Origin of the sequence: Mycolicibacterium arseniciresistens (assembly GCF_030519285.1) — a bacterium.
GTDB lineage: Bacteria > Actinomycetota > Actinomycetes > Mycobacteriales > Mycobacteriaceae > Mycobacterium > Mycobacterium arseniciresistens.
On record NZ_JAUMSQ010000097.1, the window covers coordinates 1 to 20,130 of the forward strand.

The window sequence follows — 20,130 nt, forward strand, 5'->3', positions numbered from 1 at the left end:
CACCTACACCACCACACCGGGATCGGCGCTGCTGTTTCCCTACCTGTGCACCCCGACGGCCGCCGCGGTCATCACACCGCGACGCGACGACGAAAGCGGTGAGCGCACCGCGATGATGCCCAAACGGCAACGAACCCGAGCCCAGAACCAGGCCGCCCGCATCGCCGCCGAACGCCGACACAATCGCGAACAACGCGAAGCCCGCAGCCGCGCCCGCCGGGAAGCGCTCGACAAACTCATCGGCCCCGCACCACCGCCACGACCCGGCAACGAACCACCACCCTTCTGATACGCGATGGTTCGTCGTACCGTTTAGGCGAGTTGCGTGATCCGCACGCTGTTTCCGGACGGGTCACGGAAACCCGAGTCGATGCCGTAGGGCATCGGGTGGGGCTCCTCGGTGAACTCGACGCCGCGTGCGCTCAGGCGCTCGAATGCTCCCTGGCAGTCGTCGGTGGTGAGGAACACCGTTCCCGCGAACCCCTTTGCCGTCAGGTCGAGCACCTGCGCCCGGGTGGCGTCGTCCATCACCGGCGCGCCCGGCACCGCCATCAGGACGATCGACACGTCGTCCTGTCCCGGCGGACCGACGGTCAGCCAGCGGAACGGCGTGTCGATGTCGGGCAGTGAAACATCCTCGCGCACTTCCATTCCGACCTTCTCGGTCCAGAACTTAAGTGCGACTTCCTGATCGTGGACCCACAGGTGGGCACTGGCGATTCTCATCATGGGCACGACGCTACGACTGAGCCGCGCCGCCCGTCTTCTCCCCGTGTGCTGTCTTGACCCGGCTGTCCGCCGGCGGCCGGGTGTCACGGCGCAGGATGCAGCTGGGCACCCTGGCGCGCAGCGCGGCGGGCGGCAGCGAGGCCCGGTAGGCGGCCGGCGGCCTGCCGTACACCCGGGCGAAGCTCGTGGTGAACGACCCGACGCTGTGCAGGCCGACCATCACGCAGATGTCGGCCACCGAGCGGTCGGTGTAGCGCAGCAGCGCCGCGGCGCGTTCGAGTCGCCGGGTCTGCAGGTAGCTTCGCGGCGACTCGCCGAACGTCCTCGTGAACATGCGGCTGAAGTGCGCGCGGGACAGGCCCGCGGCCGCCGCGAGGTCGTCCACCGTGATCGCCTCGGCGTACCGCGCGTCGACGAGGTCCTTCGCGCGCATCAGGTAGCGGGCCGGCGGCACCTGCGGCATAGCGGTAGAGGTTACTCCCGGGGGAGTATCTTGTTGAGGCGGACGAGTTGGCCGGGCGGCCGCGTGTCGTAGCGATACGGCCCGAGGAAAGTCCGGACTTCACAGAGCAGGGTGATTGCTAACGGCAATCCGAGGTGACTCGCGGGAAAGTGCCACAGAAAACAGACCGCCACCCTCGCGGTGGTAAGGGTGAAACGGTGCGGTAAGAGCGCACCAGCATCCCGGGTGACCGGGGTGGCTAGGCAAACCCCACCCGAAGCAAGGCCAAGAAGGCCGCACCTGGTGCGGTCGCGCAGGCGCTCGAGGGCTGCTCGCCCGAGCCTGCGGGTAGGCCGCTCGAGGCACCCGGCAACGGTGTGTCCAGATGGATGGTCGCCGCCCGGTCTCACCGACCGGGAACAGAATCCGGCTTACAGGCCAACTCGTCCGCCCCGCCGCAGCACGCCTGCGGATCAGTCGGCCTTGCGGACCGCCTTGTGCAGTTTGTCGAGCGCGTCGCCGAGCTGCTCCTCCGCCTCCCGCGCGACGGCGTCCTCGTGGGCGAAGAGCAGGCCGTAGGTGAAGGTGTCCTCGCCCGCGGCGTGCGCGGCATCGGCCTGCTGGTGCAGGTGCACCCGGCTGACCACGCTGTCCTGATGGTCGCCCAGCAGGGACTGAACCGCCTTGGCGCGCTCGGCGACCTTGCCCTCACCGGTCGCCGCGGCCGTGTAGCGCAGCCGTTTCGCGCGTTTGCGGATCTTGTGCAGCGCCTCGTCCTGTTCGGCCTGCTCCAGATCGTCGTCCTCGGCGGCGGCCTTGGCCGCCTTGGTGGCCTTCTTGACCTTCTTGTAGGCCGAGTCGATGGAGACCGGCGCGAGTTCCTCACCGGGCCGGGGCGCCGGCGGTTCCGCGGCGACCAGCCCGTCGAGCGCGTCGAGCAACCGGAAGTAGCGCTGCGAGCGCATCGCGATCAGCGACCGCCGCAGCCCGGCGTCGTAGCGCTTCTTGGCCCCCTCCACCAGCCGCTCGCGGACCGGTCCGCGCACCAGCTCGGCAGGCAGCCCGTCGAGTGCCTTCTCGTACTTCTCGGCCAGCACCTCGGCGTCGCGCGCCACGCCGAGCACGGCGGCGAGTTGCTTGAGCTCGTCGAGGACCCACGCGTCGTCGGAAATGCCGAACGCGCCTTCCGCCGACTGCAGCAGGCTGCGGATCTTGCGGGTCACCACCCGCATCTGGTGCACCGAGTCGTACACGTCGGCGCGTACGGCGCGGTCCCACACCACCAGCTCGTCCACCTGCTCGGCCACCGCGGCGTGGATGGGATCGACCGCACGCTCGTCACCGTCACCGTCGGTGTCCGCCGGCTCGTCGCCCGACGTGTCGAGCACGCGAGCCAGCTTCGATCCGTGCCCGGCTGGCGTCGCGCCGGCGTCGAACAGCCGGTTGGCCAACCGGTCCAACAGCTCTGCGCCCGCGCGCCCGTCGTCCACGGCGCCCTCGGCGAGTTCGAGTTCCCACTCCCGCCAACGTTGTTCGTCGCCGTCCTCGCCGGCGGTCGCCGTCACCTGGTCGTCGCAGAACTCGGCAAGCGGTGAGTCATCGGGGCCGAACAGCAGGTCGACCGTCCGCTGCGTGGAGATGCGCGCGACCGGCGCCAGCGGCCTGTCCCTCACGATGGCCAGCACGACGTCGCGCAGTGACTCCGGAACGGTGTCGGCGTCGTCGAGCGGCTGCCTGACCTCGGTCCTGGCGTCCGGTCCTGCGGGCAGCTTGAGGTGCCAACCCGCGTCCTCGCCTCCGGTGCGCCGGCGCAGCGTCACGCGATGGGCCGCGAGATCGCGGCCCGGGGTGTCGAAGTAGACGGCGTCGAGGTGCTGGATCGGCAACCGCTCCACGCGCGACACCGCGGACAACCCCGCGAACGACGGCGACACCGTCGACTCGGTCACCTCGAACTTGCGCTCGACCTCGGTGTGACGCGACGTCTTCTTCGAACCCTTCTGAGCCCCGGCGGAGCTGTCGGCCATAGGTGCATTGTCCTTTCGGGGGCGAAGGCAGGTCTGAACGGCAGGTGGCCACAATGCCACACGAAGGTGAATCAATCGCTCCAGGCGACCGGCGGTCAGGCGGGGCGGACGCCGCGGATACAGTCCCGGGTGTGACCGAATACGACGCCATCACCTTCAGCCAGGACGGCGCCGTCGCGCGCATCACCCTGAACCGGCCCGACGCCGCGAACGGCATGAACGACACGATGACTCGCGAACTGGCCGACGCCGCCAAGCGCTGCGACACCACAGCGGTGAAGGTGGTGGTGCTCACCGGCTCGGGACGGTTCTTCTGCGCCGGTGGCGATCTCAAGTCGTTCGCCTCGGCACCCAGCCGGGGGGCCTACATCAAGGGCGTCGCCGATGACCTGCACCGGGCCATCTCGACGTTCGCGCGCACCGACGCCGTGCTGATCACCGCCGTCAACGGCACCGCCGCGGGCGCCGGGTTCAGCTTGGCGATCACCGGTGATCTCGTGCTGGCCGCCGAGTCGGCGACGTTCACGATGGCCTACACGAAGGTGGGGCTGAGCCCCGACGGAAGTTCGTCCTACTACCTGCCCCGCCTGGTGGGGCTGCGCAAGGCCCAGGAGTTGATGCTGACGAACCGCACCCTGACCGCGGCGGAAGCCGTGCAGTGGGGTCTGGCCACCGACGTGGTGCCCGACGCCGAACTCGGCGAGCGCGCCGCCGGTCTGGCCGAGAAGGTGGCGGCGGGCGCGCGCGGATCGGGCGGCGCCGTCAAATCGCTGCTGTTGAACTCGTTGAAGAACAGCCTCGAGGAGCAGATGGAACTCGAGGGCCGGCTGATCGCCGACCGTGCCGACTCGCCCGACGGGCGCGAGGGAGTGGACGCCTTTCTGGCCAAGCGCCGCCCGGAGTTCGCCTAGAAGCTGTGCTCCTCGGCGGGGAACACGCCGGACGCCACCTCGTCGGCGTACTGCGTTGCCGCGCGGCGCAATTCGTCGCCGACGCCGCCGAACTGCTTGACGAACTTGGCGGTCCGCCCGCTGGTGAGGCCGGCCATGTCCTGCCATACCAGCACCTGTGCGTCGCAGCTGGGTCCGGCGCCGATCCCGACCGTGGGGATGGTCAGCTTGCCGGTGATCTGGGTGGCGAGTTCTGCGGGCACCATCTCCATGACGACGGCGAACGCGCCGGCCTCCTGGACGGCGATCGCGTCGTGGATCGTCTGATCGCCCGCGTCGCCGCGACCCTGCACACGGAAGCCACCGAGGCCGTTGACGCTCTGCGGGGTGAAGCCGATGTGCGCCATCACCGGGATGCCTGCGGCCGAGAGCGTGGCGATCTGCTCGGCGACGCGTTCGCCACCCTCGAGTTTGACCGCGTGCGCACCCGTCTCCTTGAGGAAGCGGGTCGCCGTCGCGAGCGCCTGCGCCGGGCCGCCTTCATAGCTGCCGAACGGCAGGTCGGCCACGACCAGCGCGTGCGGTGCGCCCCGCACCACGCCGCGAACCAGGGGGATCAGCTCGTCGACGGAGACCGGCACCGTCGTGTCGTAGCCGTAGACGACGTTGGCGGCCGAGTCGCCGACCAGGAGCACCGGGATGCCGGCGTCGTCGAAGACCCGGGCGGTGGAGTAGTCGTAGGCCGTCAGCATGGCCCACTTGTGGCCCTCGGCCTTCCATTTGTGCAGATGGTGCGTGCGGACCTTGGTCCGGGGCTTGGGCTGTGAGTCGCCGTCGGCTGTTCCCGCGGCAGCACCGTAGACAGTCTGCTCAGACATCGTTGTCCCTTGTGGTGGTCGGTTCGATCCTCGAGGCCCATCAGGGTCCCCGGGTTCGGTTGACCAGTTCAGTGTGCCACCAGGGGCACGCCAGGTGAACCCCGGCTTAAGTGGACTTTCTCACAACGGCGGCATCGGGCCCCTACGCTGGCCACATGCAACGCCTCAGCGGACTCGACGCCAGCTTCCTGTACCTCGAAACCGCACAGCAGCTGCTGCACGTCTGCTCGATCCTGGAACTCGACACGACGACCATGCCGGGCGGTTACACCTTCGACAAGCTGCGTGACGCGCTGTCGAAACGGATCGAGTCGATGCCGCAGTTCCGGGAGAAGCTCGCCGACAGCCGCTTCAACCTCGACCACCCGGTGTGGGTGGAGGACGAGGACTTCGACGTCGACCGGCACCTGCACCGGATCGGGTTGCCGCCGCCGGGCGGCCGTTTCGAGCTGTCGGAGATCCTCGGCCACATCGCCTCTCTGCCGCTGGACCGCGCCCGGCCGCTGTGGGAGAAGTGGGTGATCGAGGGCATCGACGGCGCCGACGCCCGCGAGGGCGGCAAGCTCGTGGTGCTGACCAAGGTGCACCACGCCGCCGTCGACGGCGTCACCGGCGCCAGCCTGATGTCTCAGCTGTGCAGCACCGAACCCGACGCGGCCGACCCCGAGCCCGTCCAGGGCGTCGGCGGCGGGAATCAACTGGAGATCTCGGTCAACGGAGCGATCAAGTTCGCCACCCGGCCGCTCAAGTTCGTCAACGCGCTGCCGAGCACCGTCAACACGGTGCTCGACACCGTCAAGCGCGCCCGGGCCGGGCAGTCGATGGCCGCGCCGTTCGCCGCGCCGCAGACGCCCTTCAACGCCAACGTCACCGGCCACCGCAACATCGCGTTCGCCCAGCTCGACCTCGACGACGTCAAGAAGGTCAAGAACCACTTCGGGGTGAAGCTCAACGACGTGGTGATGGCGCTGGTGTCGGGGGTGCTGCGCAAGTTCCTGCTCGACCGGGGACAGCTGCCGGACAGCACGCTGATCGCGATGGTGCCGGTATCGGTGCACGACAAGTCCGATCGACCGGGCCGCAATCAGGTGTCGGGCATGTTCTCCCGGCTCGAGACCAACGTGGAGAATCCGCTGGAACGGATCAAGGCCATCTCCGAGGCCAATTCCGTTGCCAAACAGCACAGCTCGGCGATCGGCGCGACGCTGCTGCAGGACTGGACCCAGTTCGCCGCCCCCGCGGTGTTCGGTGCCGCGATGCGGGTCTACGCCGCGAGCCGGCTGTCCGGGGCCCGTCCGGTCCTCAATCTGGTCGTGTCCAACGTCCCGGGGCCCCAGGTGCCGCTCTACTACCTGGGTTGCGAGGTCGGCGCGATGTACCCGATCGGTCCGGTCTTCCACGGCGCCGCGCTGAACATCACGGTGATGTCGCTCAACGGCAAGCTCGACGTCGGCCTGGTGTCCTGCCCTGAACTGCTGCCCGACCTGTGGGACATGGCCGACGACTTCGCGCCCGCCCTCGACGAGCTCCTCGACGCCACGCGCTGAACTCGCCCGGCAGCCGCCTCGCCAGCACCGATGGGCGGTCATGGCAGCATGTGGAGCCATGAGACTTCGGATGGGGGTCGTTGCGGCCGCCGCGGCCCTGCTCCTGGTGGCGGGCTGCAGCAACGTCGTCGACGGACGTGCGGTCCTCGCCGTGCCACGGCCGGGCACACCGGTGCAGTGGGTGCTGTGCCAGGGCTCCGCGCCGGCGGGTGATTCCCGGATTCCACCGGGCGCCGAGTGTGGTCTGCTGTCGGTGCCGGTGGACTACTCCAAGCCCGACGGTGACGTCGCGCGGCTGGCGATGATCCGGTTCAAGGCCACCGGCCCGAATCGGATCGGCTCCCTGGTGATCAACCCGGGCGGGCCGGGGGAGTCGGGCGTCGAGGCCGCGGTGTCGACGCTGCCGTCGATCCCGGACTCGGTCCGCGAACGGTTCGACCTGGTCGGTTTCGATCCGCGCGGCGTCGCCTCGTCCACGCCCGCGGTGTGGTGCAACTCCGACGCCGACAACGACCGGCTCAGGGCCGACCCGCAGGTCGACTACACCCCCGAAGGCGTCGAGCACATCGAGAACGAGACCCGTGCGTTCATCCAGCGATGCGTCGACAAGTCGGGTGAGAACTTCCTGGCCAACATCGGAACGGCCAACGTCGCACGCGATCTCGACGCGATCCGGGAGTCGCTCGGCGACGAGAAGCTGACCTATCTCGGGTATTCGTACGGCACCCGCATCGGGTCGGCGTACGCCGAGGCGTTCCCCGAGAAGGTGCGGGCGATGATCCTCGACGGCGCGGTGGATCCGAACGCCGACCCCATCGAGGCCGACATCCGCCAGGCGGCGGCGTTCCAGCAGGCGTTCGACAACTACGCCGCCGACTGCGCCAAGGCGCCGGACTGTCCGCTCGGCACCGACCCGGCCAAGGCCGTCGAGGTGTACAAAAGCCTGGTCGACCCGCTCGTCGAAACGCCCGCCAAGACCGACGATCCGCGCGGCCTCTCCTACAGCGACGCGATCGTCGGCACCATCATGACGCTGTACTCGCCGAATCTCTGGCGGCACCTGACCGCCGGGCTCACCGAGCTCGAGCAGGGCCGTGGCGACACGATGCTGATCCTCGCCGACCTGTACATGCGCCGCGACGCGACGGGGCACTACAACAACTCGACCGACGTCCGGGTCGCGGTGAACTGCGTCGACCAGCCGGCGGTGAAGGACCGCGACAAGATCGTCGAGCAGGACCGCAGGCTGCGGGAGGTGGCGCCGTTCATGAGCTACGGCGACTTCACCGGTAACGCACCGTTGGGCACCTGCGCGATGTGGCCGGTGCCGCCGACCAGCAAGCCGCACGAGATCTCGGTCAGCGGCCTGCCGCCGGTCCTGGTGGTCTCGACGACGAACGACCCGGCCACGCCGTATCAGGCCGGGGTGGACCTGGCCCGCCAGCTGGGCGGCACGCTGGTGACGTTCGAGGGCACGCAGCACACCGTGGTGTTCCAGGGCAACAGCTGCGTCGACGACATCGCGGCGACCTACCTGGTGGACGTCACGGTGCCACCGGCCGACACCCGTTGCAGCTGAGCGGGTCACAGCCAGGTCACCGTTTCGTACCGGCAGCAGACCTGCCGCGGCCCGCCGTGCGACCATGAGCGCCATGTGGCGGGTCGGGCGGCGGTCGTTGGCGGCTGCGCTCGTGCTCGTCATGCTTCCCGCTCCCGGTGCGGCGCCCGCGTCCGCCAGCCCCGAGGGCCAGGCCACCCAGGCCTACGGGCAGCCGCCGGTGTGGGGTGGCTGCGCCGACATGCTCAGCGACGTCAGCCGCATCCCGACCGCTCAGTGCGGCCGGGTGGCGGTACCCGTCGACTGGAACGACGCGGCGAATCCGCAAGCCGCGCAAGCACAATTGGCGGTCATCCGTGTCCCGGCCCGCGGTGAGCGCATCGGTGTGCTGATGGTCAACCCGGGCGGCCCCGGCGCCTCGGCCGTCGACACCGTCGCCGGCATGGGCGCCGCGCTGGCCGACACCGAGATCGGCCGGCGATTCGACCTGGTCGGCTTCGACCCGCGCGGCGTCGGCCACTCGACACCGGAACTGCGGTGCAGGACCGACGCGGAGTTCGACGCCTACCGCCGCGAGCCGATGGCCGACTACAGCCCGGCAGGCGTCGCGCACATCGAAGGGCTCTACCGCCGGCTCGCCCAGCAGTGCCTCGACCGGATGGGCGCGCAGTTCCTGGCCGGAGTGGGCACCGCCTCCGCGGTCCGCGACATGGACGCCGTCCGCGGCGCGCTCGGCGAGCAGCAAGTGAACTATCTCGGGTTCTCCTACGGCACCGAACTCGGCGCCGCCTACGCCGAACAGTTCCCGGACCGGGTGCGGGCCATGGTCCTCGACGGGGCGGTCGACCCGAGCCTCGATCCGACCACCCGCAACCTGCGCCAGCTCGCCGGCTTCCAACGGGCGTTCGACGCCTACGCCGCCGACTGCGCGAAGTCGGCCGGGTGTCCGCTCGGCACCGATCCGGCCCAGTTCGTCAACCGCTATCACCAACTCGTCGACCCACTGGCGCAGCGCCCCGCCCCGACCACGGACCCCCGGGGGCTGAGCTACCAGGACGCCATCACCGGCACCGGCAGCGCCCTGTACTCGAAGCGCTTCTGGCCCTACCTGACCAGCGGGCTGCTCGGTCTGGCCCGCGGCACCGATCCCGGTGACCTTCTGGTGCTGGCCGACGAGTACCAGAAGCGTGACCGCGCGGGTCACTATGCGAATCAGCAGGACGCGTTCACGGCGATCCGCTGTGTGAACGCCCCGTACCCGACCGACCCGGCGGTGTGGGCCGATGTGGACCGGCAGGCCCGTCAGGCCGCGCCGTTCCTGGCCTACGGGTCGTTCACCGGGTTCGCCCCCCGGGACATCTGCGCAATGTGGCCGGTGCCGACGACGTCGACGCCGCATCCGGCCGTGAGCCCCGGTCCCGGCAAGGTCGTCGTGGTGTCGACGACCCGCGATCCGGCGACGCCGTACGAGGCGGGCGTCGAGCTCGCACGGCAGCTGCAGGCGTCGCTGATCACTTTCGACGGGACCCAGCACACCGTGGTGTTCAACGGCGACGCGTGCGTCGACACGGCCACCCTCCGGTTCCTCGTGGATCAGCAGGCCCCGCCGGCCGGTCTGACTTGCTAGATCTAGCAGCGGCGTAACACAGATTTAACAGCCGGAACCTACGCTGCGACCATGGATCGCCAGAAGGAATTCGTGCTGCGCACGCTGGAGGAACGCGACATCCGCTTCGTCCGGCTGTGGTTCACGGACGTGCTGGGATACCTGAAGTCCGTCGCCATCGCGCCTGCCGAACTCGAGGGCGCGTTCGAGGAGGGCATCGGCTTCGACGGATCGTCGATCGAGGGCTTCGCCCGGGTGTCGGAAGCCGACATGGTGGCCCGGCCCGATCCGTCCACCTTCCAGATCCTGCCGTGGGCCGACAGCTCCGAGAAGCACCACTCGGCGCGGATGTTCTGCGACATCACGATGCCCGACGGATCACCGTCGTGGGCCGACTCTCGCCACGTGCTGCGCCGCCAGCTGGCCAAGGCCAGTGACCTCGGGTTCTCCTGCTACGTGCACCCGGAGATCGAGTTCTTCCTGCTCAAGCCCGGCCCCGACGACGGCACGCCGCCCGTGCCCGCGGACAACGGCGGCTACTTCGACCAGGCGGTGCACGACTCGGCGCCGAACTTCCGCAGGCACGCCATCGACGCGCTCGAACAGATGGGCATCTCCGTCGAGTTCAGCCACCACGAGGGCGCGCCCGGACAGCAGGAGATCGACCTGCGCTACGCCGACGCACTGTCGATGGCCGACAACGTGATGACGTTCCGCTACGTCGTCAAAGAGGTGGCGCTCGGTGACGGCGTGCGTGCGTCGTTCATGCCCAAGCCGTTCGCCGAGTACCCGGGGTCGGCCATGCACACCCACATGAGCCTGTTCGAGGGCGACACCAACGCCTTCCACAGCCCCGACGACGCGCTGCAGCTCTCCGACGTGGCCAAGTCGTTCATCGCGGGCATCCTCGAACACGCCACCGAGATCAGCGCCGTCACCAACCAGTGGGTGAACTCCTACAAGCGGCTGGTGCACGGCGGCGAGGCGCCGACCGCCGCGTCCTGGGGCGCGGCGAACCGGTCCGCACTGGTCCGGGTGCCGATGTACACGCCGCGCAAGGCGTCGTCGCGGCGCATCGAGGTGCGCAGCCCCGACTCGGCGTGCAACCCGTACCTCACCTTCGCGGTGTTGCTGGCCGCGGGGCTGCGCGGAGTCGAGAAGGGCTACGTGCTGGGGCCGCAGGCCGAGGACAACGTCTGGAGCCTGACGCCGGAGGAACGCCGCGCCATGGGCTACCGCGAGCTGCCGTCCAGCCTCGGCGTGGCGCTCGCCGAGATGGAGAATTCCGAGCTTGTCGCGGAAGCGTTGGGAGAGCACGTCTTCGACTACTTCCTGCGCAACAAGCGCTCGGAGTGGGAGACCTACCGCAGCAACGTGACGCCGTATGAGCTGAGGACCTACCTGTCGCTCTAGCGGCCTCCGACCACCGGCGGCGGTGCGATACCGTCGACAGCGTGCCCAAACCCGTGACCGACCGACCGAAGCTGCCCAGCCCGGGCCGCCTCGGTCTGGTGCAGGAACAGGCGGCGGCGAATCTCGACCGGCTGGGATGGACCACCGACGCCCACGTCGAACTCCTGTGGTCGCTGTCGCGGGCCCCCGATGCGGACAACGCGCTACTGGCGATGGTCCGGCTGGCCGACGCGCTGGGTGACCGGTGGGCCGAACTCAACAGTGCGCTGCTCAAGGACAAGAGCCTGCGCGGACGACTGTTCGGCGTGCTCGGTGCCTCGCTCGCGCTCGGTGACCACCTGATCGCCCACCCGCAGACCTGGCATCTGCTGGCGGGTGCGGTCGCGCTGCCCTCGGCGTCGGAGCTGCGCGACGAGTTCGCCGCGGCTGCCGAGAACACCAGCGACACAACAAGTGCCGCCGCCCCGCTGCGCGAGCTCTACCGCGACAAGATGCTGGTGCTGGCGGCGCTCGATCTGGCGTCGACGGTGGAGAACGAACCCGTGCTGCCATTCGTGGCGGTGGGGGAGCACCTGTCCGACATGGCCGACGCCGCACTCGGCGCGGCGCTCATCGTGGCGACGCGGTCGGCCTGCGGGTCCGGGCCCGCGCCGCGGCTGGCGGTGATCGCCATGGGCAAATGCGGTGCACGGGAACTCAATTACGTCAGCGACGTCGACGTCATCTTCGTCGCCGACGAGGCCTCGGCCCTGGCCATCCGGGTGGCCGGGGAGATGATGCGGCTCGCCGCGGACGCCTTCTTCGAGGTGGACGCCGCGCTGCGGCCCGAAGGCAAGCACGGCCAGCTGGTGCGCACCCTCGAGTCGCACGTCACCTACTACCAGCGCTGGGCCAAGACCTGGGAGTTCCAGGCGCTGATGAAGGCCAGGCCCGCCGCGGGCGACGCCGACCTCGGCCGGGAGTACATCGAGGCGCTGACGCCGATGGTGTGGACCGCGTGTGAGCGGGAGGACTTCGTCCCCGAGGTGCAGGCGATGCGCCGACGGGTGGAGGAACTGGTGCCCGCCGGGGTGCGGGCCCGCGAACTCAAGCTCGGCACCGGCGGCCTGCGCGACGTCGAGTTCGCGGTGCAGCTGCTGCAACTGGTGCACGGCCGCAACGACGACTCCCTGCACGTGGCGTCGACGGTGGACGCGCTCGCGGCGCTGGGCGCAGGCGGCTACGTCGGGCGCGACGACGCCGCCAACCTCACCGCGTCCTACGAATTCCTGCGGCTGCTCGAGCACCGGCTCCAGCTGCAGCGGCTCAAGCGCACCCACATGCTGCCCGAGTCCGGCGACGACGAGGCGATGCGCTGGCTGGCGCGGGCGGCCCACATCCGGCCCGACGGCCAGCACGACGCTCTCGGAGTGCTACGCGAGGAACTCAAGCGACAGAGCCTGCGGGTGTCGCGGTTGCATGCGAAGCTGTTCTACCAGCCGCTGCTGGAGTCGGTCGGCCAAGACGCACTGGGCATTTCGGCCGGACTGAGCACGAAGTCCGCCGAACGACGGCTGGCCGCGCTGGGATACGAGGGACCGCAGAGCGCGCTGACCCATCTGGCGGCGCTCACCGGTGGCGGCGGCAGGCGCGCCCGGGTGCAGCAGGTGCTGCTGCCGACGCTGCTGGACTGGCTGTCCGACACCCCCGACCCGGATGCCGGGCTGCTGTCCTACCGGCGGATCAGCGAGTCGCTCGCCGAGGAGCGGTGGTACCTGTCGACGCTGCGCGACGAGGGGGCGGTCGCGAAACGGCTGATGCGGGTGCTCGGCGTCTCGGCATACGTTCCCGAACTGCTCATGCGGGCACCCGAGGTGATCCGGCTCTACGCGGACGGCCCCAACGGCCCCAAGCTGTGCGACGTCGAACCCGACGGGATGGCCAAGGCGCTGATCGCCTCGGCGGGCAGGCATCAGGACCCGGTGCGCGCCATCGCCGCCGCGCGCACACTGCGCCGGCGCGAACTGGCGCGGATCGCGTCGGCCGACCTGCTGGGCATGCTCGAGGTGACCGAGGTGTGCAAGGCGCTGACGGCGCTGTGGGTGGCGGTGCTGCAGGCGGCGCTGGAGGCGGTGATCCGGGCGAACACGCCGGACGCCGGAGCGCCCGCGCGGCTCGCGGTGATCGGGATGGGCCGGCTCGGCGGCGGCGAGCTGGGCTACGGGTCGGACGCGGACGTGATGTTCGTCTGCGAGCCGAACGCCGGGGTGGAGGAATCCGTCGCGGTGAAGTGGTCGGTGAACATCGCCGAGCAGGTCCGGACGCTGCTCGGGACACCGAGTGCCGACCCGCCGCTCGAGGTCGACCTGGGGCTGCGGCCCGAGGGCCGCAACGGGCCGCTGGTGCGCACGCTGGCCTCCTACACCGCGTACTACACGAAATACGCGCAGCCGTGGGAGGTTCAGGCGCTGCTGCGTGCCCATCGGGTGGCCGGTGACCTCGAACTCGGCGAACAGTTCCTGTTGATGATCGACGCGATCCGGTATCCCGCCGACGGCGTGTCGGCCGCGACGGTGCAGGAGATCCGGCGGATCAAGGCGCGGGTGGACGCCGAGCGGTTGCCGCGTGGCGCCGATCCCAACACCCACACCAAGCTCGGCCGCGGCGGGCTCGCCGACATCGAGTGGACGGTGCAGCTGCTGCAGCTGCGGTACGCGCACCGCATCCCGGCGCTGCACAACACCTCGACGCTGGACTCGCTGAACGCGATCGGCGCCGCGGAGCTGATCGCCGAGGGGGACATCGACCTGCTCCGTCAGGCATGGTTGACCGCGACGCGGGCCCGCAACGCGCTGGTGCTCGTGCGCGGCAAGGCCACCGACCAGTTGCCTGGCCCGGGCAGGCAGCTCAACGCGGTGGCACTGGCCGCCGGCTGGGACAACGACGACGGCGGCGAGTTCCTCGACAACTATCTGCGCGTGACGCGTCGCGCGAAGACCGTGGTGCGCAACGTGTTCGGAGGTTGACGTGGATTTCTTCTTCGAGTCGATGAGTGCGGAGGAGCACGACCGGCTGCGTGCACTGCACGAGCCGCTGACGCAGTCGGTGCGCCGACTCATCGAGGCGAGCATCCGCACCGGGGTGGACGACGACACCGTCGTCGAGGCACGCCGGGCGATCGACGCGGTCAGTGCGATGCTCGAAGAGCGGGAACGTGACCAGACGCCGCGGATGCGGCACGCCGACACGGGACGCCCGGTGGTGTGGGCGAATCCGGTGGTCGGCATACGCAATGCGATGGCGCCGCCGCTGATGATCGAGCAGGACGCGGACGGACGCTGCTGGAGCGAGTTCTCGTTGGGCGCGCCGTACGAGGGGCCGCCGGGGTGGGTGCACGGCGGCGTCTGCGCGCTGGTGCTGGACCAGATCCTCGGCGAGGTGGCCAGCGACGGCCTGACCAAACCCCTGTTCACCGGGACCATCACGTTGAAGTATCTGCGCGGCACACCGCTGGGGGCGCTGCGTGCCGAGGCGTGGGTCGACCGGGTGGACGGGTTCAAGACCTACGCCCGCGGCGAACTGCGCGACGCCGAGGGCGTGACCGTCGAGGCCGAAGGGGTGTTCATCATGCCGGCCTGGGCACGGGAAGCCGGGTGAGGTTCTACATCAGCTCGGCGTTCCTGGAGTCTCGCGAGATCATCGAGATCGCCAGGGCCGCTGATGATCTGGGCTATGACGGCATGGGGATCCCCGACCACGTCGTGAACCTGGAGACGCTGAAGACGCCGTACCCCTACACCCACGACGGCAGCAGGCGGTGGAAGCCGTTCACCCACTGGCCGGACCCGTGGGTGCTGGTGGGCGCGCTGGCGTCGGTCACCGAACGACTGCGCTTCGTCACGACGGTCTACATCCCGGCGATGCGGGATCCGTATTCGGCGGCCAAGGCGATCGGTACGGCGGCCTATCTGGCCGACGGGCGGGTGGAACTCGGTGTCGGGGTGGGCTGGTGCGAAGAAGAGTTCACGCTGATGGGGCAGCGGTTCGACCGGCGCGGCAAGCGCACCGACGAGATGCTCGAGCTGTTCCGGACGTTGTGGCAGCCCGGGTGGAACGAGTTCACCGGTGAGTTCTATTCGGCGCCACGACTGGAGATGGAACCGACGCCGCCTCACATCCCGATCTATGTCGGGGGACTGAGTGACATCGCGCTGCGGCGGGCGGCCCGGCACGACGGCTGGATCGGTGACCTCATCTCGACCGAACGCGCCATCGCCTCGGTGGACAAGCTGCGTGCACTGCGCGCGGACAACGGGTTGTCGATGGACGGCTTCACCGTCCTGACCCCGCTCACCGACGCGTTCACCCCCGAGCACTACGCGCGGGCCGAGGCCGCGGGCATCACCGGGATCGTCACGATGCCGTGGATGTTCTATGCCGGCCCGCAGGCGTCACTCGCCGAGAAGGTCGACGGAATGGAGCGGTTCCGCAAGGACCTCGGGCTCGACTGCTAGCCAGTGCTCCGCCATCGATCGTGCAGCAACGATGCAAAGCTGTCACCGAATATCTCGGCGCGGTCCGCGCTGCGCGCCAACCGGATGTTGCTCGCGCGATCTCCAGCTGGCGGAAGAACGATCTTGACCTCGGCTTTCTGCTCGCGGATCGAATAGTTGACGGTTCACCATCGGTCAGGTCGACACCGCGATGCTCCTCAGCAGGACTTTCGCCGGGCGTGTCGCTCGGCGATGACGGCAAAGTCTTTGACAACGCGAAGACACGGTCCGGGAGCTGCCCGTAAGGGCTAGGTGCGGCGGCATCGACGCCGTACGCTCTGTCTGATCCTGAGAGCAAGCTGAGAACACCAACCGGTGCGTCCACAAAGCCCGAAGGCGACTGAGGGGAGCACCGTGGACGCCGTGAAGCGACGCACTACCGGGTACACCGCATCACCGACGATGTACGCCAGGTACGTCGGCCGGGTCGGTGCGCTCGCCGTCGCGCTCGGCGTCGGGGTCGCGGTGGCCAGTACTCCCGGTGTCGCGTGGGCGGATGAGACGTCGACGTCGACCGACTCGGGACCCGCGGCTTCGTCGAAGAGCGAGACCGACACGTCGGACGAGAGCCAGGATGACGCGCCGACCTCGGCGAAGGAGAAGCGCGACGCGATCGAGAAGCGCATCGAGAAGCGCATCGAGCGTGCAACGGACGCAGTGCGAAAGATCGTCACGGACGTGGCGAAGAGTTCCGGTGAGGCGATCACCTCGACGCAGCGCCTCGGGGTGCGGCCGACCCGCACCAAGCCGGTGGCGCCCGACCCGTCCGACCCGGTCGAAGGAGCCGGTGCTCCGCAGAGTTCGGCGACGAACGGCTCGGCGACCACTCCTTCCGACGCGGCGCTGCCCGCCTCCACGGCGACGCAATCTGCGACCAGAACACCAGGGCCACAAGTGTTCTCCCGCCGCGTGAGCGCCGCGATCAGCGAGAACCGGCCAACGGCGACGACCCTGGACGGCGCGATACAGCGCGTGCCCGAAACGGTCACCGCCGGCCTTGATTTCGTTGCGGGACCGCAGCAGCAGGCCTCGATCGTCAGCGGAATCACGTCCGTCGAGCAGCAGCGGATCTCCGCACCGGTCCAAGCGCCACTGAGTGTGGTGACGCGCGTGCTGTCAGCCGCGTTGGCCCCGTTCCTCGGCGCCGGTGCCCCCGGCCAACCGGCGCCGCAGAATCCGGTGCTGTGGGGTGTGCTCGCGTGGGTGCGCCGGCAGGTGCAGACGAGCTTGCTCAACGATTCGCCGACCATCACCTCCTCCACCCAGGGGCAATCGATAGACCCCACCTCGGGACTTCCGGTGGTCACCGGTTCGGTGGACGTGAACGACGACGACAGCGACGAGTTCACGTATACGGACAGTGACGGCGCACAGGGTGGCACTGTGGTCGTCGACGATGAGGGCAATTGGACGTACACGCCCCCGACGACGTGGAATGCCAACGGGACAGAGCCTTTCACCGACAGCTTCACCGTCACGGTCAGCGACGCCGACGACGGGCGGCACCTGCACGGCCTGGCAGCTTTCTTCCGTCCCGACGGCGGACACACGGCCACGACGCAGACCATCACCGTCACGGTCCAACCGGGAGCCGGGACGGTCGATCCCGACACGGTCGTCGATCCGGTCACCGGTAAAGCGACGACGCCCGTCGGTCCGCTGTCCGAGGAAAATGACGAGCTGGTCCGCAACAACCTCGACGACTACATCGGCAGGCGGATCGACACCGCCTACGGCACGGCGACGATCACCGGATACGACACGGTCACCCGCAAGTTCACTGTTGAGTACGTACCCGATGCAAACATCCGGGTGGGCGGCTACACGGCGGAGCCGCCCGCGCCGCAGACCTTCCGGTCGCTCACTGCGTTCCGCGGCATGCGATCCACCAACACCCTCGCGGCCGCCGCGCTGGCGCCCACCACAGACACCGTCACGATCACGGTGGGCGAAGGGACTGACGCGCAGACGTTCACGATCACCGTGCCGATCACCCAGGCGCGCCTGCGAACCGAGAACGACGCGATCACCGTCGGCACGGCACCGCTGTCGCCAGTGCTCTACGGTGACCGGCTGTTCGTGCTGAGCAACCGCGACAGCACGATCACCGTCATCGACACCACCACGAACACGGTCGTCGACACGGATCCGATTGCGGCCGGCACGAATCCCATTGCCACCGGCAACGCCGTCAGCATGGTGGCGTCGGGCGGCCGACTCTATGTCAGCGAGAGCGGCGGAACGCTGCGGGTGTTCGAGATCGACGCGGACGACCCGAGCGAGAACTACACCCAAGTCGACGTCGACCCTTCGACGGCTGCCATCGACACGATCCAGACCGGCAAGCAGACGAACTTCCTTCCCCAGAGCCTGGCCGTCAACGACACCGGCACTCGGCTGTACATGCTCAACAACGACCGGACGGTCTCCGTCGTCAACATCGACCCCGCCGACGCCGACGGCTACGGGAAGGTTCTGCCGAGCCAGCAGATCGCACTCGCCGGAGTCAACACCCCGTCGGGACTGGTCGTCGCCAGCGACAAGTTGTACGTCACGGACGTCGGCGCGGGTAACGTCCGCGTCTTCGACGTCAGGCAGGGCACCGCGGGGTACGGCCAGCCGGTCGGGGCGCCGATCCAGGTCGGCGCCGCTCCCTACGGCATCTTCAAGACTCCGGCCGGCGCCACCCACTCCGACCTCTACGTCGTGAACGCCACCACCAACTCGGTCTCCATCATCGACACCGCGACGGACACCGTGGTCGCCACCGTGCCCGTCGGAGCGCTGCCGACCGGCGTCGCCTTCAGCCCCGACGGCAGCCTGGCCTATGTCGCAGGCGCCGACAACCTTTCGATCATCGACACGAGTTCCCGCCAGTTCGTGCTGACCACCGCCACCGACGGCAGCCCCGACGGGCAGCCGTTCGACTACGTGGTGGCCACCGAGGATCACATCTACCTCACCGATCAGTACCTCGTGTCGCCCGCAGCCGGGGGCACCCTGAACAACCAGCTGACTGTCGTGTCCTTCTTCGCGGGTGAGAACCCCTCGGCACCGGCGATCACGTCTACGAGCGTGCAGGGCGCCAACCCGAACTCCGGTGCGGTCCCGGTCATCGTGCGCGCCACGGATGTCGACGGCGACGCGCTCAGCGTCCTCGTCACCCAACCCGCGAACGGGCGGGTGAAGGTGACCCCGAACGCCGACGGCAGCTACACCGTCACCTACACCCCGGACGGCCAGGCCCGTCTGGACGCGTACGCCAGTGACGACCCGATCACCGAGACGTTCGTCATCACCGTCAGCGACGGGCAGCGGACCGACTCGACCGACGTCACGGTCACGGTCAGCCCGGCGGAGGCCGCAGTCACCGAGACGCGGGACCCCGTCGACGGTTTCGCCCTGCTACGGGGAGCCACGCTAGGGCCCGACGGCAGACTGCGCCTGATCGTTCTGCGGCCCGGAAACATCGCTGATCCGCAAGCCGGCTACACCGTGGAACTGGTCGACGTCGGCGGTAACGGAAATCCGATCATCCTGCGTGACGAAACCGGCAGTTACTCGAACGCGGTCAACCCGCATGCCGACGACGTCGCGGTGGACGACAACGGGAACACCTACGTGCTCAACGACGTCAACGGAACTGTCGCCGTCTACAACGGCGGCGCAGCAGGCACGCCGATCACATTCGGCGACGGCCAGCCGGTGAGCCTGTTCGCCGAAGACGACGGCAGCAGCGTCTACGCCATCGTGCTCAACAGGATCTACGACCCGAGCGTGGGGACGTCGACCCTCGAGGTGTCCGTCGTCGACCTCACCAGCGGCAACCAGGAAGTCGGTTCCTATGTCGTCGAGAACTTCAACGGCGACGACGAGCGTTATGCCGAAGGTGCCGTCGCGAACGACGGCACCGTCTACGTCACCAATTACTCCGACAGCACCGTCACAGTGATCAGCGGTGGTACCGCGAGCACAGTGCCGGTGACGGGGGGCAGGCCCGTCGGAGTCGCCGTCGACAAAGTCAGCGGAACCGCGTACGTCGTTGTGACGCAGCAGATCAATCCTCAGCTGACGTCGACCTCGGTAGTGAAGATCTCCGGCGGCACGGCATCGACGCTGGCAGCCGACATCTCGACCACTCCGACCGCGTATTCGAGTCTCACGAGCTCCGACATCGCGGTGAGCCCGGACGGCACACGGATCTACGTCACCAAACCGACGGACGCCTCAGTGACGGTCATCGACGCCGCAACCGGGACCGTACTGCCCGGGATCAAGGTCGGGGAGCCGATCCTCGGCGAGTACCCACAGCGGATCCTGTTCGCCCCCGACGGCAGCGCCGCGTACGTCGTGGACCGCGCGGGGACGATCTCCGTCGTGACGTTCGCCGACGAGGCGACGAACCTGTAGTCAGTACCGGTTACGGCGGAAGCGGCTGAGCAGGCCGCCGCGCCGCACGGGCGCGGCCGCCGGAGTGCCTGCGGGTGCGGCGGTGCCGGTCACCACCC

General features: G+C 69.1%; 13 protein-coding genes, 1 other RNA gene and 1 pseudogene. 11 read left to right on the forward strand and 4 right to left on the reverse strand.

Features of this window, described 5'->3' with window-relative positions; genetic code table 11:
- Nucleotides 1–289 (forward strand): annotated as a pseudogene (locus Q2100_RS14410) (HNH endonuclease signature motif containing protein); the annotation flags it as partial.
- A gap of 23 nt (nucleotides 290–312) precedes the next feature.
- On the opposite strand, the gene Q2100_RS14415 reads toward Q2100_RS14410, so the two are convergent.
- Both Q2100_RS14415 and Q2100_RS14420 read right to left on the reverse strand, forming a co-directional pair.
- Nucleotides 313–729 (reverse strand): VOC family protein, encoded by a 417-nt coding sequence (locus Q2100_RS14415; protein WP_302914624.1) that lies wholly within the window; start codon nucleotides 727–729, stop codon nucleotides 313–315.
- A gap of 10 nt (nucleotides 730–739) precedes the next feature.
- Nucleotides 740–1,192 carry a helix-turn-helix transcriptional regulator gene (locus tag Q2100_RS14420; RefSeq protein ID WP_302914625.1) on the reverse strand — a complete coding sequence of 151 codons (453 nt, stop codon included), beginning with the start codon at nucleotides 1,190–1,192 and terminating at the stop codon, nucleotides 740–742.
- Nucleotides 1,193–1,235: 43 nt separating this feature from the next.
- Here Q2100_RS14420 and rnpB point away from each other — a divergent pair.
- Nucleotides 1,236–1,621, forward strand: an RNA gene (rnpB, locus tag Q2100_RS14425) — RNase P RNA component class A.
- 23 nt (nucleotides 1,622–1,644) lie between these two features.
- Here rnpB and Q2100_RS14430 read toward each other — a convergent pair.
- A complete protein-coding gene (locus Q2100_RS14430; RefSeq protein ID WP_302914626.1) occupies nucleotides 1,645–3,198 on the reverse strand; it encodes a CYTH and CHAD domain-containing protein in 1,554 nt (517 codons plus the stop codon).
- A gap of 131 nt (nucleotides 3,199–3,329) precedes the next feature.
- On the opposite strand from Q2100_RS14430, the gene Q2100_RS14435 reads away from it, so the two are divergent.
- On the forward strand, nucleotides 3,330–4,109 hold the full coding sequence (locus tag Q2100_RS14435; protein WP_264015288.1) for an enoyl-CoA hydratase/isomerase family protein: 780 nt from the start codon (nucleotides 3,330–3,332) through the stop codon (nucleotides 4,107–4,109).
- Here Q2100_RS14435 and panB read toward each other — a convergent pair.
- Complete coding sequence (panB, locus tag Q2100_RS14440; protein ID WP_264015287.1) at nucleotides 4,106–4,966, reverse strand: 3-methyl-2-oxobutanoate hydroxymethyltransferase; 861 nt, start codon at nucleotides 4,964–4,966, stop codon at nucleotides 4,106–4,108. The two genes, Q2100_RS14435 and panB, sit on opposite strands and share 4 nt — an antisense overlap.
- 155 nt (nucleotides 4,967–5,121) lie before the next feature.
- Here panB and Q2100_RS14445 point away from each other — a divergent pair, with 155 nt between their 5' ends.
- From Q2100_RS14445 to Q2100_RS14480, 8 genes are all read left to right on the forward strand, one after another.
- Nucleotides 5,122–6,513, forward strand: a complete 1,392-nt coding sequence (locus Q2100_RS14445) for a WS/DGAT/MGAT family O-acyltransferase (RefSeq protein WP_302914627.1) — start codon at nucleotides 5,122–5,124, stop codon at nucleotides 6,511–6,513.
- Between the two features lie 58 nt (nucleotides 6,514–6,571).
- A complete protein-coding gene (locus Q2100_RS14450) occupies nucleotides 6,572–8,092 on the forward strand; it encodes an alpha/beta hydrolase (protein ID WP_264015285.1) in 1,521 nt (506 codons plus the stop codon).
- Between the two features lie 64 nt (nucleotides 8,093–8,156).
- Complete coding sequence (locus Q2100_RS14455; RefSeq protein ID WP_302914628.1) at nucleotides 8,157–9,698, forward strand: alpha/beta hydrolase; 1,542 nt, start codon at nucleotides 8,157–8,159, stop codon at nucleotides 9,696–9,698.
- Nucleotides 9,699–9,749: 51 nt separating this feature from the next.
- Nucleotides 9,750–11,090: a glutamine synthetase family protein gene (locus Q2100_RS14460; RefSeq protein ID WP_264015283.1), complete on the forward strand. Its 1,341-nt coding sequence runs from the start codon at nucleotides 9,750–9,752 to the stop codon at nucleotides 11,088–11,090.
- Between the two features lie 41 nt (nucleotides 11,091–11,131).
- Entirely contained in the window at nucleotides 11,132–14,095 is a 2,964-nt protein-coding gene (locus Q2100_RS14465; RefSeq protein ID WP_302914629.1) for a bifunctional [glutamine synthetase] adenylyltransferase/[glutamine synthetase]-adenylyl-L-tyrosine phosphorylase, read from the forward strand.
- Between the two features lies 1 nt (nucleotide 14,096).
- A complete protein-coding gene (locus Q2100_RS14470) occupies nucleotides 14,097–14,726 on the forward strand; it encodes a PaaI family thioesterase (RefSeq protein WP_269893207.1) in 630 nt (209 codons plus the stop codon).
- Nucleotides 14,723–15,583, forward strand: a complete 861-nt coding sequence (locus Q2100_RS14475; protein ID WP_302914630.1) for a TIGR03619 family F420-dependent LLM class oxidoreductase — start codon at nucleotides 14,723–14,725, stop codon at nucleotides 15,581–15,583. The genes Q2100_RS14470 and Q2100_RS14475 overlap by 4 nt, the downstream gene beginning before the upstream one ends.
- A 402-nt stretch (nucleotides 15,584–15,985) precedes the next feature.
- A complete protein-coding gene (locus tag Q2100_RS14480; RefSeq protein WP_302914631.1) occupies nucleotides 15,986–20,032 on the forward strand; it encodes an Ig-like domain-containing protein in 4,047 nt (1,348 codons plus the stop codon).
- Nucleotides 20,033–20,130: the final 98 nt, after the last annotated feature.

Bases quoted from the DNA above. Each gene is read 5' to 3' on its own strand.
- Q2100_RS14415 (WP_302914624.1), bottom strand. From the start codon at position 729: ATGATGAGAATCGCCAGTGCCCACCTGTGGGTCCACGATCAGGAAGTC.
- Q2100_RS14420 (WP_302914625.1), bottom strand. From the start codon at position 1,192: ATGCCGCAGGTGCCGCCGGCCCGCTACCTGATGCGCGCGAAGGACCTC.
- Q2100_RS14430 (WP_302914626.1), bottom strand. From the start codon at position 3,198: ATGGCCGACAGCTCCGCCGGGGCTCAGAAGGGTTCGAAGAAGACGTCG.
- panB (WP_264015287.1), bottom strand. From the start codon at position 4,966: ATGTCTGAGCAGACTGTCTACGGTGCTGCCGCGGGAACAGCCGACGGC.
- Q2100_RS14445 (WP_302914627.1), top strand. From the start codon at position 5,122: ATGCAACGCCTCAGCGGACTCGACGCCAGCTTCCTGTACCTCGAAACC.
- Q2100_RS14450 (WP_264015285.1), top strand. From the start codon at position 6,572: ATGAGACTTCGGATGGGGGTCGTTGCGGCCGCCGCGGCCCTGCTCCTG.
- Q2100_RS14455 (WP_302914628.1), top strand. From the start codon at position 8,157: ATGAGCGCCATGTGGCGGGTCGGGCGGCGGTCGTTGGCGGCTGCGCTC.
- Q2100_RS14460 (WP_264015283.1), top strand. From the start codon at position 9,750: ATGGATCGCCAGAAGGAATTCGTGCTGCGCACGCTGGAGGAACGCGAC.